This window comes from Paraburkholderia sp. (assembly GCF_034668105.1).
GTDB lineage: Bacteria > Pseudomonadota > Gammaproteobacteria > Burkholderiales > Burkholderiaceae > Paraburkholderia.
Map to the genome: position 1 here is coordinate 1 of NZ_JAXDPY010000281.1, position 13,258 is coordinate 13,258.

The window sequence follows — 13,258 nt, forward strand, 5'->3', positions numbered from 1 at the left end:
CACTCCGAGTGCGACCAGGAATGGACATTCTGAACAGCAGCCTGAAATGCCGAAAGTGTGCGCGGACAGTTGAAATCGGGACTACATTTTGACAGGCTGCGGAGTGTCGCTCCAAGCCCGGCAATTCGTATGTCGAATTGATGATTAGGCGTTGCAGGCAGTCGTTCCGTACATCTTAAGGATTATTGACAGAGAATAACGAGTCCTACGTCTATCACCATGTAAACATCGAGACCGGTGAATTGGCGGCGTTTTCACTTCCGCCTTGATGAATCTGAACTTTCACGAACGTCGACGACCTTAAGGGCCGGGCGGCTCGGCCACACTGAGTTGCATCATCAACCCGAGCGTGTCCATGATGATGCGGCTCTCCTTGATCCTGCCTTCCTGAAAGCGGTCGATGACCATACCCCAGACGCGCACTGGACGCCCGGTAGCGGGCGCGCCGAGAAACTCTCCACTGTGCGTCCCTGTCCATTCGAAACGGGTTAGCACCCGCGGGTTAGATGAAAACGCGAGATGGAGGGGAGGGCGTCAACTCGCCGGCGGTGTTTCGTCACACCTGGCTGAACGGTGAAACGGATTCGATAGTTGTCGGCGAGTTGCGATCAACTAGACTTTCCTGTTCGGTCGCATAGCCATACGCTCGAAAGTCTGTCACAACCGGTAATCGGCTGATCGAAGCGCCGTGTTCGATCACCTCATGTCGAGCCGCGAGCAACCGTTTGCACGGGCCGCCGTCTCTGAGGCCGACTTCTGTGGCACGCATGCATGGCAAGAAATAGGTAGACTCAGACCGGGTGCTCAATGCGCGTCCAACCTTGCATATCGCTTTCCTTCCAGTTTCATGTTCCGGAGTATTAGCAGTGAAGGTTTACGATTTCAAAGGTTTTCCTAATCGGCAGTTCACGCTCTCGAGCCGACATTCCAACCACGGCTGCGCACCTGACTGCGGGCAGACGTTTACTGTCACAGGCCTGTCGTCGGCCCGTTAGCCCTTCCGACCTTTCGGCTCAAGATTTCACGGCAGATGCCGACAACTTTGTCGGCAGGCCATGGTCGCATAGGGAGTTGGGAAATCCGGCTGGAACGGTAACGCGACCGACGAATTTCTCGGTGATATGAAATCGATGCGGTTTTTTAAAAATGACGTTAGGCTGGTAAAAGTTTGACACCTCTCTCGATATATGTGCTCACTCGTAATAGTGAACGGCACTTAGACAAGGTCCTCGCGGCCGCGAAGCGCCTAGCGGATGATCTGCTGGTTGTGGATAGCGGCAGCGACGACGCAACATTAGCGATTGCTGCCAGACATGGTGCTCGAATAGCGCACCGCGCCTTTGACAATTTTCGCGCACAGCGACTTTTTGCCCACAGCTTATGTTTACATCAGACCGTGATGTTTCTGGACAGCGACGAGATCGCCAGCGACGCACTGATTGATGAGGTACTGGCGCTAAAAGTGTCGGGGTTTTCGCACGATGCCTATTCTGTTCGCCGCGATTGGGTAGTAAGGGGCAGGGTTGTTCACGCACTCATGCCTGCCAGTTGCCCTGATTACCCCATTCGCATATGTAAGCGCGATAAGATCGATTTCTCTGAACACAGCGTTCACGAAACGCCTATCGGCTATGAAAGCGCCGGGCGCATCGAATCCCCGTTGGTGCACCATACCTTCGAGACCAACTCCGAGCTGATGCGTAAAATTGATCTATACACCGATCTCGCCGCAGCCGATATACGCGATAAAGGGAAGTCCGTCGGCGTACTTTGGTTCAAGCAATGGTTTAGTCCAGTCGGGGCGTTCGGAAAGTGGTATATCCGTCGTGGAAATTGGCGCGATGGTCGAGTTGGTTTGATATTGGCGCTGTACGCCTTCAAATACACACACCGTAAATATCGCAAAGCGCTTTTGCTGACCAATTCGCTGACTAACGCGAATTGAGAAATGACTGAAATCAGGTGCGATTTAAGGTAGGGGCTTTTTCGCCACCGTAGAGGAGGCGCGCTGCCTTTCTCCGCCTGGTATTGTTTGACTGACCCCGGCAAGGCCCCGGCTACTCAGCTCCGCACTGCGCTTGCCGGGGCAGCCCAGATGTCTACACGTACTCCGTGTGACTCGGCGTTTCAATGTCGCCGAGACGTTTGAGACCCGCTTCGACCGGCACCACGGCGAGTTGGCCAAATAGATTCGCCAAGGCAAGGTCCGCGGAATCATACGCGTGGGCGCCGTCGAGCAAACTGAAGAGGCCCAGCGTCAGGCCATTTTTTCGGATCGGAATATTGAATGTGCTTTCGCAACCAATACTCCAGAGCGTCTCGTGTTCGGAGAAAGCAGACTTGACGTCGGCCTTCGTTGATCCGACGTAGATTTTCCCGTCCAGCAGAACGTGCTGAACCCATGGGCTGCGGGTGACCCGCTTCACGCCGCCGACGGGACCGATGTCCGGCCGGTTGCTGTACACCCGGCACATACGGCTGGATTCGGCGTCAAACGCCAGCACAGTGAAATAGCGCTGTCCGAACACGGCAGTCATCTCCCGTTCGAAAGTCTGCCAGACGTCGCTCTCTGGTCTGCCTTCGGCGAGTACCGTTGCCACTGCTTTCACTGCATCGAGTGCAATGTCGGGGGATTGCTGGTTCTTCATGATTCGTTCCTGGTTCCTGATTTCGCTTTGCAGCCCGATGCAATCAGGCTCCCAGTTCCTTGACCTCGATCGCCTCGAGCGACAGGCCCCTGGTCTTCACGCCCATCGTCACCACCGCGATGGCGCCGGCGAGCAGCACGGCGGTCGTCACACCGAACACGCCGCCAAAGCCCAGCACCGGGAAGATGTAGCCGACCAGGACCGGCGAGACGATCGCGCCAATCCGGCCGATCGCCGACGCGACACCTGCACCCGTTGTCCGGATCGCGGTCGGAAACACTTCGCTCGTGTAGGCGTAGACGCCCGCATACGTTCCATTCATGAAGAACGACAGACAGATGCCCGCCGCGGTGATTGCTTCATTGCTTTGAAGCTGCGTCATCGACAGCGCTGCGATTCCGCCAAGGACCATATAACTGGCGATTGTTGCCTGACGGCCGATCTTTTCGTTCAGCCACGCAGCCGAGAAATAGCCCGGTATCTGCGCGAGATAGATGGCGATCGAATAGGCAAAGCTCTTCGTGATGCTCATCCCGTGTTGCATCAGCAAGCCGGGGATCCACGTGAAAAACGAGTAGTAGCTGAACGTGATTGCAAACCACATTGCCCACGTCATCGCGGTGATGCGAGCCTGCTTGCCGCGCCACAACGCCTTGAAGTTGGCGACGAACGAAGGATGCGAGTTTTCCTGATTCACTACCGGCGGCGTGCTTTCCAGAGGAGCGAGTCGATATCCCGTCGCGAGCAGTTCTTTCTCGATCGTGTCGACGATCCGCTCCGCTTCGTCATGACGTCCACGGCTTTCCAGCCAGCGCGGCGACTCCTGCAACACGCGTCGCCACCACAGCAGCATCAGAACCGGGACGCCGGTCAACACGAGGACGATGCGCCAGCCTTCAGCCGATGCCGGCACGATCATGTAGCCGAGTAGCGCGGCTGCCACAAAGCCGAACGAAAAGAAACCCGCCAACGATCCGACGAAACTGCCGCGAAACCGTCGCGCGACGAATTCCGCCAGATACGGCGCGATGATCGCGCTTTCCGCGCCGGTGCCGATACCCGCACAGATCCGCGAAATCAGAAAGGTTTCCCAGCCGTGCGTCGAGGCACTGACGAAGGACGCCACTGCATAGATCAGCAGCGCATACATCATCACGCGACGGCGCCCGATCAGGTCGCCCAGCAGACCGGCGCCAAGCGCGCCGAGCATATAGCCCACATACGTACTGCTGCCGAGCAGGCCCGTCTGCACACTGCTGAGATTCCACTGAATGCGCAGGACCGGGAGGATAAACGCAATAACGGCCGCGTCCATTGCATCGAAGGTATAGCCCAGCCCACCGATGACGAGCAGTCGCCGATGAAATTTCGAGAACGGCCAACTTTCGATTCTTGTTGAAATGGTTGACATGTGACTAGTCCCGTCGGCGCAAGGAAGCCGTGTTAAGCGGTCAGGTTGTTGACATAGAACTGGCCGCCCTTCATCACCGCGCTTAGCGTGCCAGGTTGTTGGAAAACGCCGAGGTCATCGAGCGGATTGCGGTCGAGCACAAGCAGATCGGCGTGTGCCCCCGGCGCGACCACGCCGATTTTTCCGGTCTGGTTCATCATTTCCGCATTGACCGAGGTCGCGCTTTTCAGAATGTCGGCGGGCTTCATCGCGGCCTGCCGCAGGGTGAATTCTTCGTATTGACAGGCGTGCATGTCGCCGAGCAGATCCGAACCGAGACCGATCTTCACGCCCGCGGACTGCGCGATACGTATTGCTTCGATGCCCTGATGCTTGACGAGGTCGGCCTTTTCACGCATCGCAGGTGTCCAGCCCAGCTTCTCGCCATTGCGCTCGATCGCCGCGTACGTGGCCAGCGTCGGTACGAGGTACGTGCCATATTCGGCCATCAGTTGTGCGGTCTCTAGATCGAGCAGATTGCCGTGCTCAATCGAGCGGATGCCTGCCCGAACGGCGCGCTGGATCGCTTCGGGAGCGTAGGCGTGGGCCATCACGTAAGTCCGTGCGGCCTTCGCTTCCTCGACGATCGCGGTGAGTTCCTCGATCGAGTACTGAGTGCCTTCCAGCGGATCGTTCGGTGTCGATACACCGCCGCCGGCCATGACCTTGATATGCGTCGCGCCATTGCGGATTTCGTTGCGCGCCGCGCGTCGTACTTCGGACACGCCGTCGGCCACGGCGCCGAGCAAACCGATCGCGCCGCAGCACGCGCAGTTCATGCCTGGATAGAAGGCGGGACGCGCATCGCCGTGACCGCCGGTCTGCGTCAGCGCACGGCCGGCAATAAAAAGACGCGGGCCTGCGAAGAAGCCCTGTTCGATGGCCTGCACGAGACCCGAATCCGCGCCGCCCGCATCACGCACCGTGGTGTAACCGCGCTTGAGCATCTGTTCGAGAATGTCGCTGGTCTGCGCCGTCACGAGCGACTGCGGTAGCATCGACAGCTTGAAGAAGTCGGGGACGGTCGCCGCCACGTGAACGTGCCCGTCGATCAGCCCTGGCAACACGACACGGCCGGCGACGTCGATTTCCTGCGCGTCATCCACATCGAGCGATCCGCGCGTCACCGTGCCGATCTTGCCATCCTCGACCACGATCGTCGTTTCGGGGTTCAGTTCGCCCGTGAAACTATCGAAAAGGTTGGCGTTGCGAAAAACGATGCGTGTCATGGAGATGAATCCGTTCCGTTGTAGATGGAGAAAGATTCTTGCATCGTTCTTTTTTGACAACAACGACACTCGATTTAAAATTTTGTTGCCTTTTAGGCAACATATTGTCAAATCGGAAACCGGTCGGTCGGAGGCGGGATGAGTGATTTTTCGATAACACGAATACGGTATCTGTTCGAGGCAGTGCGACTCCGCGGCATCCGTGCCGCGGCCGATTTTCTGGACGTTGCGCCGTCGGCAGTCAGCCGGCAGATCGCGCTGCTGGAGAAAACAGCGCGCACCCCTCTGCTCGAGACGAACCGCCGCGGGGCCAATCCAACGGAAGCCGGCCTGATCCTGCTGGCGTACTACAGGGAGCATGTTTCCCGCGAGGAAGCGCTCATTTCGCAGCTGGACGGGATTCACGGACTCCAGCATGGCAACGTTGCCGTCGGCGCAATCCAGGGATTCACCGAGGACCTGATGAATCGCGCGTTACGGGAGTTTCGCCAACAGCATCCGAATGTGACGCTTACGCTAAGACTGGGCAGCGTGAATGACATCCTCACGTGGTTGCAGGACGATCAGGTGCATCTCGGCCTGACTCACGGCCCCAGGCTCAACCTTCATGCGGTCCGCCTGAAAGAGGCGGCGTCTTCGGCACAGCCGGTGTGCGCGATCGTGAAGACGGGGCACCCGTTGACGCAGCTTCCGGTGGTACGTGCAAGGGATCTCTTCGACCATCCGTTCGGACTGGCGAGCGCGGCGTTCGGCACGCGCATGATTGCCGATGAGGTCGAAGCGCTCGAAAAGCGTCAATTCAAGGTGGCGCTCGAATGCGACCACCTGATCGGGTTGATGAGTTTCGTCAGAGCGGGGATGGGTGTCACGCTGCTGCCCGCATTCTTTGTCCATGACGACGTTCAGCGGGGTGTCGTTCAGGCGTTGCCGATCCGGCACAAGTTGATGGAAGCGGCTCAGGCGCAACTCATTGTCAGGCGTGGCCGGGAATTGCCGGTTGGCGCGCTAAAGCTGCAACGGATGCTGACGGCCAACCTGCTGGCGTTTTCCGCGCCTGCGGTTGCGCAGGAAATATAGCGGTGTGCGTTCGCTGTCCCTATACGTTCCAGCTCGATGCCGCGCATCGACAGCGATGCCACGTGAACTCAGCGCAAACTTTTAACCTGGCTCGGCGTGACACTTCCGGCAAATCGATTGCCGAAATGGGTTCTCGTGTAGTTGACGACAGCGGCGACCTGATCGTCACTCATCGCGTCGCCAAACGATGGCATCCCCCTTCGGCCGTGCAATACGTTGACGATGACGTAGGGTGCCGCTTCGACCGCCGGGTTGTCAGCGAGCGCCGGGTAGTGACCCGCGCCCTGTGCGCCTTTTCCATCCGGCATATGGCATCCGGCGCAGGTCGCGTTGTAAAGCGCTTCGCCGCTTTTTTCGGTGAAGCGGTAGTCCGGCGAAATCGTGAAGGCGTGTGGTGCGTCCTGTGCCACGGTCTGAGCCGGAGCCGTCGCGGCTCCCATCAGCGAGGCTATCAGCATCACGCTGGGGATCAGCATCGGCCTATCCATTGACGATTCTCCGATGCAAGCGAGTGATCGCATCCAGTGACGACAGCACGGCGCCTTCCTGCCATGCCGGGATATGGGATGCGTGCTCTCCGGCAAGGACGATCCGTCCGTCGATCTGACAGAGATCCGTGTAATGCGCTTCTCTCAACGCATCCGTCCATGCGGCGAAGCAGCCATTCGTGAACGGTGACCGGCTCCAGCTCATCGCGAAGCCGTTCTGGTACTCGCGCGCGTACTGCGGATGAATCTGGCTGCCCTGGCTCAAAGCCACCGCGATCCGTTCGGCAGGGGGCAGCGCACCCATCTCGTAGCTGGCGGGCCCCCACATGTAGGCGCCGAGCAATACCGCGGGACCGGTCGATCCGTAGCCTGTTGCCGGATAGCCGATCGTCGAGATCGGCAGATCGGTATGTGTGATGCCGCCGTAAATCTGCTCGTCTTCTTCCCAGAATCGCCGGCCGAATTGCAAGCCGATCTTCACCGATGTCTCGTAGGGCACCGCATCGATCGCGGCGCGCATGGCCGGGCCAACCGCAATGTCGATCTGACTCAGAATCGAGAGCGGGACGGTGCATACGAGCCAATCCGCGTGCGCGCTCCTTTCGGTTCGGGCGGTCGTATCGGTGTAGCGCACGGTGACGCCTTGCTCGTCCTGCAAGATGGCCGTGACTTTGGCGTTGAACACTACGGCGCTCGCGACCTGCGAATGAAGCGCATGGGCAATCCTGTCCATGCCGCCGACGGGCTGGAAAATGGTGCTCTGGAAGTCCTGCTCGTCTCCAGACGCGAGCCATTGCCACAAACGCGATGCAAGCAAAGGGTCGCGCGGGAGCAGATCCGACGGCACGGCGTTGGGCATCAGCCCACCGCCATGCGCGGTCGCGAATCCGCGGCGTTCACTGCTGCGCGGGCCCGCCTGATAGCGACCGTCCCGACCGAGCGCACCCCATTGGCGCAGGGATTCGAGGAGCAGTTGCCCGTCTTCGACTGACAGCGCGTCATCGAGTGCGTCTTTGCGGATCGCTTTGGAAAGCAGCTCGGCGATATAGCCTTGATAGTCGGACTGGACCGTCCGGAAGCGTTGCGGCTTGCCACTGAAAGCTTCCGTTGAATGCAGGTAGGCGTTGTAATTGACCTGGATGAACGGCTCGAGCGGCACCTTCAGGCGTTTCGCGTAGTCGAGTACGCCATGGTGGTGATACGGAATGCGCCACGGCCCTGGGTTCAGATAAAGCCCGTCAGCGAAATCGCAGTACTGGGTGGCACCGCCGAGTTCCGTATAACGATCACCGCCCCTGACAGTCCAGGCCCGGCCACCCGCGCGATTGTTGTACTCGAGCACCTGCACGTGGTAGCCCGCGTTCCTCAACTCAAACGCCGCGACGAGGCCAGCCATGCCCGCGCCGAGCACGAGAACTCGCGTTCCTTTGGGTGCGCCATCCAGTCTGATCGGTCCGGCGTACGTCGAGGCGGCGGCGAACCCAAGCGTGCCCATGCCTTGCATCATGGCCGCTGCGCCGAGGTTCTTGCCGATCAGCGTCAGCAGGTGCCGGCGGCTCATCGCATGGGTGGTCATTCTCGACATAAGGACGTGGTGCCCCGACTGGAGAGAAACGATGGCGAACGAAATCAGATGGCATTGCGGATCGCAAAGGCATGCGCCTGCTTCCGCTGAAATCGGGTGAGGGACGAATTGAAACTATGAACCGTTTCTCGTCGACCCGTGCGACTGTCGTCTGCCCTCAGGGATTCATCGCATATCGCTGTTGCGCCGCGGACCATTTGAACGTGCGCCGCCACTTTCCACCGGCTTTCTCCCGAAGCTGGAGATCGTGATAACCGCCGGTCATGGTGGGAAGAATGGTGAGCGCGTTCGCCGCGTCCGACACATCGTGGCTCCGTGTGCCGTCCTTGTGCCAGTCGCCTGCGAGCATTTTGTCGAAAGCCATCGGCCGAGCGAAAACCACGCGCAGTGACTTGCCGTCGATCACGAACAGATACAGCGCTTCGAAATCCGCGCCCCCCCCGGCGTAAGCCTCATTCCATCCTGTGCGCACGCCGAACGCGTATTCGCCCGCGCGGAGCTGGTACGCCGCGAGATCGAAGCGGGACCAGCTGGACGGCATGGCCTCCTGTTCGTTTCCTGTGTCGCTTGCGTCGAGCATGTCCGGCCGCTCGATGTTCGTGTCGCGCCAGTCGGTCGGCGTGGCGACGGGTGCCTCGGTTCGAGCCACGAGCCGCGGGGCGCCGGAGCCATTGCTTTCGAAGACGCCGAACCAGACGTGCCGCGGGTCTGTATCGTCGCTGCCGAGGTCGTCGCACGAGGCACCTGAGTACTTCAGGGCGGTGGCGGCGAGTTCCGGGCTTTTGGCAAGACAGATCATGGCGACGTAGCTGTTCGGCCGCAGCGGCCAGGGCTTCGCGCCCGACAATACGACGCTCCGCGCGTCCTGACCCGGCGCCAGCTGTTCGAGGAGAAATGCGGTGGTGAAGCCTGCGGGCAGCTTGGTGCCGAAGCCGTCGGGTTGCGGTGCACCGTTCATCGATTGATCGAACATCTTTTGGGCGTCACTCGTCTGCAAGGCGCCGCGTACGCCGGATAGTGAGTGAACCGTCGTGTCCGCGAGTGCGTTGGAACCATACAAAACGAAAGCGAAAGCGAAAGCGGTGAGGTCGAGTGAGCGATGGCGCGGTGCGTGATGTGTCATGAAAATAGCAGAGGTTAAATTGCGGGCTATTATCATGGAGAAGAAGCGGAGATGAAATAATGATCTTTCTACTGTACGCTCGGCCGCCACCGAACAACCTCCCGATTCAACGATCTTTCGTAGGGTGTGTCGGCGCCGTAACTTACCCGAAGAGCGCCGTCATTTTTTCGAACTCGACAATACCGGGACCAAGTTGCATATAACCATCGCAAAATGGCCTCATCCAATTCCAAGAGCCTTCTTCAAGCACTTCAGGGTGAGCTTTGACGTACGCACGCTTTTCGGTTGTGAGCGGCGTGGTAACGGTGCCTTCCCGACTTTCGGCGAATCACCATAAATCTGAAACTCAACAATTCTACCGACCGATTTCAGAAAGGCAGCGGGCTACGTTCGCGGTGCAGCGGATATGAGTCGCGTTTCCCTTCCGGGGACGCGCCAGCCCGATATGCGGCGGCCGCAGAAACCGTGATGTCGAAATCCGTATGTCGTCCAGGTTGAGTTCGACGGTCGGTCCGATTGACTACTTTAATTTGACGCCTTTTTAAAGGTGCGAGCGAATATGCCAACAAGACCGTTAACTGCTCGAGCCGCGGGCATGCGTCGAAAGGCAAAAGCAAGCTATTGAACCGATAAGAACTATCACAAAGACACCACCTATAGTCATGGTTTACTCTCACCTCCCTTGTTGTCGCAACACATTGTTCGGCACACATCAATCGCCGTTCGCGGCAGCAACTGGAGGTTTCACCATGCGCAAGTCACTCATTCCCGGCATCGCCCTCGCTTCGGCGCTTCTGCTAGCAAGCGGCGTGGCGTCAGCGGCCGGCAAGCTGACGCCGGCCGAATGCAACGACTATCCTTTCACGCCATTAAGCAAACCGGTCACGCATGCTCAGCTGATGCAAGAACTCAGCGAACTGGAATCGGTCGGCTACGAGCCGGCGGCTCGCGACGAAAGATACTATCCATCGGACATCCAGTTGGCGGAAGCGCGCCTCAGGTTGAAATACCGTGCCGATTGTCTTGGAGAGAACGTGAAGGTACCCACGACACGAATTGAATCGAGCAGTGCCCTGTTAGCGCCGATGGGAAACTGATATTCATTGAAAGTCCTACCCGCCGAAGCATGAAGGGGGCGGCCAAGGTGCGAGCGAAACGCCGTAGACCTTGTCAGGCGAAACATTAGTCCGCGAGCCTGAAGACCGCCACCGCGTCGCGCAACGCGCGCGCCTGGTCTTCAAGCGATTGCGCGGCGGCGCTTGCCTGCTCGACCAGCGCCGCATTCTGTTGCGTGACTTCGTCCATCTGCGTGACGGCCAGCGACACCTGATCGATACCGCTGCTCTGCTCGACTGTCGCCGCGGCAATTTCCTCCATGATGTCGCTGACGCGCTTAACGGAACCGATAATTTCCGTCATCGTATTGCCGGCCTCGCCGACCAGCGTGGTCCCCACCTCGACGCGCGCCACCGACTGCTCGATCAGCTGCTTGATCTCCTTCGCGGCGCTCGCCGAACGTTGCGCGAGGCTTCGGACTTCCGATGCCACCACCGCGAAGCCGCGCCCCTGCTCGCCTGCGCGCGCCGCTTCGACGGCGGCATTGAGTGCGAGTATGTTGGTCTGAAACGCAATGCCTTCGATGATGCTGATGATGTCATTGATCTTGCCGGAGCTTTCGTCGATCCCGGCCATGGTGTCGACCACTCGGCGGACCACCTCGCTGCCCTTGTCGGCCGTACCGCTGGCAGTTACGGAGAGGCCGGCGGCCTGGCGGGCGTTTTCCGCATTCTGCTTGACCGTGCCGGTCAGTTCTTCCATGCTGGCCGCCGTTTGCTCGAGCGACGCCGCCTGTTCCTCGGTACGTGCGGACAGGTCCAGATTGCCGCTAGCGACTTCCCGGGCCGCCAGGGCGATCGCGTCGCTTCCCTTTCGCACAGTCCGCACCGTATGAATCAGACTCTCCCGCATCTTCGCGAGTCCGGTCATCAGCTGGCCCATTTCGTCGCGAGAAGTCACCTCGACGCGATGGGTCAGGTCCCCCGCGGCGATCAGATCGAAGTGCGAAAGCGCGGATTCGAGCGGACGCGCGATGGCGCGACGCAGGCTGTACCAGCTATACGCGGACGCCAGCACGCCCACCGCGATGGACAGCAGGATGACCACGCGAAACAGCTCGAACGCGTGTTGCTGAGCGTCGTAGTCCGCTTTCGCCGCGGAGAACAGGAACTTCTTGAGCCGGTCGTTGCTTGCGGTGAAGTCCGCATACAGGTCGTTATTTTTGAGTGCGGAGCGCATGATGTCTTTCGGGTCGGCGCCCTTGATCGTCAGCGCGAACTCGTCGAGACCCTTGTTGAGCCCCGCGCGCGTTCTGGCCACATCTTGCGTCAGACGTTCTCCCTCGGGCGTGCGCGGAAGCGCCAGGTACTGTGACCAGATCTGTTGGGACTGGTTGGCAAAACCCTTTGCCTTGACGATGATGACGTCGAGATCCGGCGCCGAGGGATCGAGCGCCGCGCGAAGCAGCGCCGCGCGTTGACGGGCAAGGATGATTTCCATGTCGCCAATGTAGGTCGCGCTCGGCAATTTGTTGCTATAGGTTTCGCGATTGGCGTCATTGCTGTCCGACATGCCGATCAGCCCCAATATGCCGGCGAGCGACAAAAGGCAGGCGAGCAACGTCATCGCGACGGCGAGCCGCATCTTGATTGAAATTTGCATATCGTCTCCTGCGCGTCCCGGTGTACCGGCATCGCGGCGTTTTTATAGATCGTTTTCTATCTCACCTTTATTACGGCCCATTCGCGCCAGACTTTAGGTCGTGGCGAGACCGAGGTGGACAATTGTCGGGTTAGACATCGTGCATCCGGTCGCACGATCAAGTCGCCCTCCAGCACGCGAATGGCTCCCCAAAAGGTTTACCCTGGCATTGACTATGGATTTTGGATACAGGATATTGTGATCACGCTTCGATCCGGAACGTTCTGGATCGGTTGAGCCCTCATTTTTGGGAGCAATGACATGTCACCGATTGCAGCCCGGCTCGAACGCCTGCCGTTCAGCCGCTTTCATTTCAAGCTGCTCCTCATGGGCGGTCTGGGCTTCATGTTCGAGGCCGTCGACGCAGCCATCATTGCGTTTATCCTGCCCGTCGTCCGTACCAAATGGCATCTGACGAGCTTCGAAACCGGGCTTCTCGGCAGCAGCACCTATGTTGGCTTTCTGGTCGGCGCGCTGTTCGCGGGCCTGCTGGGCGATCGTTTCGGCCGCCGCGTCGTGATGATGTGGTCGCTGACCTTCTTCTGCGTGCTGACGTTTATCAACGCATTCGTGAACGACTGGCACACGTTCGCTCTGCTGCGAGCCATAGCAGGCATCGGGATGGGCGCGGAGGGCGCGATCATTGCGCCGTTCCTGGTGGAATTCGTCAGCAACCGCTATCGGGGTGCCTTCACCGGCGCGCTGGCCGGCTTCTTCTCGTTCGGCTTCGTGGCCGCGGCGCTAATCGGTTATTTCGTGATCCCGCTGAACCCGGAAGGTTGGCGCATTGCGCTGGTGATCGTCTCTGTGCCAGTGGTTGTGCTGCTCTGGTGGCGGCGTTCGCTGCACGAGTCACCGCGGTGGCTGGAGATTCGCGGCCGTCACGCGGAAGCCGAAGCCG

General features: G+C 59.4%; 11 protein-coding genes and 1 pseudogene. 4 read left to right on the forward strand and 8 right to left on the reverse strand.

Annotation, left to right across the window (positions count from 1 at the left end):
• Window positions 1-300 precede the first annotated feature (300 nt).
• Window positions 301-504: pseudogene (locus QOC89_RS13000) on the reverse strand (ester cyclase); the annotation flags it as partial.
• Window positions 505-1,189: 685 nt separating this feature from the next.
• Between QOC89_RS13000 and QOC89_RS13005 the strand changes: the two are divergent.
• On the forward strand, window positions 1,190-1,945 hold the full coding sequence (locus tag QOC89_RS13005; RefSeq protein WP_323045379.1) for a glycosyltransferase family 2 protein: 756 nt from the start codon (window positions 1,190-1,192) through the stop codon (window positions 1,943-1,945).
• 154 nt (window positions 1,946-2,099) lie between these two features.
• On the opposite strand, the gene QOC89_RS13010 is transcribed toward QOC89_RS13005, so the two are convergent.
• Genes QOC89_RS13010 through QOC89_RS13020 form a run of 3 tightly spaced genes read right to left on the reverse strand, consistent with a single transcriptional unit; the run spans window position 2,100 to window position 5,327 of the window.
• On the reverse strand, window positions 2,100-2,648 hold the full coding sequence (locus QOC89_RS13010; RefSeq protein ID WP_323045380.1) for a GAF domain-containing protein: 549 nt from the start codon (window positions 2,646-2,648) through the stop codon (window positions 2,100-2,102).
• A gap of 43 nt (window positions 2,649-2,691) precedes the next feature.
• Window positions 2,692-4,059, reverse strand: a complete 1,368-nt coding sequence (locus QOC89_RS13015) for an MFS transporter (RefSeq protein WP_323045381.1) — start codon at window positions 4,057-4,059, stop codon at window positions 2,692-2,694.
• 32 nt (window positions 4,060-4,091) lie between these two features.
• Window positions 4,092-5,327, reverse strand: a complete 1,236-nt coding sequence (locus QOC89_RS13020) for an amidohydrolase family protein (RefSeq protein ID WP_323045382.1) — start codon at window positions 5,325-5,327, stop codon at window positions 4,092-4,094.
• 138 nt (window positions 5,328-5,465) lie between these two features.
• Between QOC89_RS13020 and QOC89_RS13025 the strand changes: the two genes are divergently transcribed.
• Window positions 5,466-6,404, forward strand: coding sequence for a LysR family transcriptional regulator (locus QOC89_RS13025; RefSeq protein WP_323045383.1), 939 nt, complete (start codon window positions 5,466-5,468; stop codon window positions 6,402-6,404).
• Between the two features lie 68 nt (window positions 6,405-6,472).
• On the opposite strand, the gene QOC89_RS13030 is transcribed toward QOC89_RS13025, so the two are convergent.
• The 3 genes from QOC89_RS13030 to QOC89_RS13040 all read right to left on the reverse strand — a co-directional run bounded on the left by QOC89_RS13030 (window position 6,473) and on the right by QOC89_RS13040 (window position 9,690).
• Complete coding sequence (locus QOC89_RS13030) at window positions 6,473-6,880, reverse strand: cytochrome c (protein WP_323045384.1); 408 nt, start codon at window positions 6,878-6,880, stop codon at window positions 6,473-6,475.
• A gap of 4 nt (window positions 6,881-6,884) precedes the next feature.
• The gene (locus QOC89_RS13035; RefSeq protein WP_323045385.1) at window positions 6,885-8,477 is read right to left on the reverse strand and encodes a flavin monoamine oxidase family protein; all 1,593 of its coding nucleotides are present in this window, start codon (window positions 8,475-8,477) and stop codon (window positions 6,885-6,887) included.
• 157 nt (window positions 8,478-8,634) lie between these two features.
• Window positions 8,635-9,690, reverse strand: a complete 1,056-nt coding sequence (locus QOC89_RS13040; protein ID WP_323045386.1) for a hypothetical protein — start codon at window positions 9,688-9,690, stop codon at window positions 8,635-8,637.
• 659 nt (window positions 9,691-10,349) lie between these two features.
• Here QOC89_RS13040 and QOC89_RS13045 point away from each other — a divergent pair.
• The gene (locus tag QOC89_RS13045; RefSeq protein ID WP_323045387.1) at window positions 10,350-10,697 is read left to right on the forward strand and encodes a DUF4148 domain-containing protein; all 348 of its coding nucleotides are present in this window, start codon (window positions 10,350-10,352) and stop codon (window positions 10,695-10,697) included.
• Between the two features lie 85 nt (window positions 10,698-10,782).
• On the opposite strand, the gene QOC89_RS13050 is transcribed toward QOC89_RS13045, so the two are convergent.
• Window positions 10,783-12,318, reverse strand: coding sequence for a methyl-accepting chemotaxis protein (locus QOC89_RS13050; protein WP_323045388.1), 1,536 nt, complete (start codon window positions 12,316-12,318; stop codon window positions 10,783-10,785).
• Window positions 12,319-12,618: 300 nt separating this feature from the next.
• Between QOC89_RS13050 and QOC89_RS13055 the strand changes: the two genes are divergently transcribed.
• Window positions 12,619-13,258: MFS transporter (locus tag QOC89_RS13055; protein WP_323045389.1), on the forward strand; the 640-nt coding region annotated here is incomplete at its 3' end.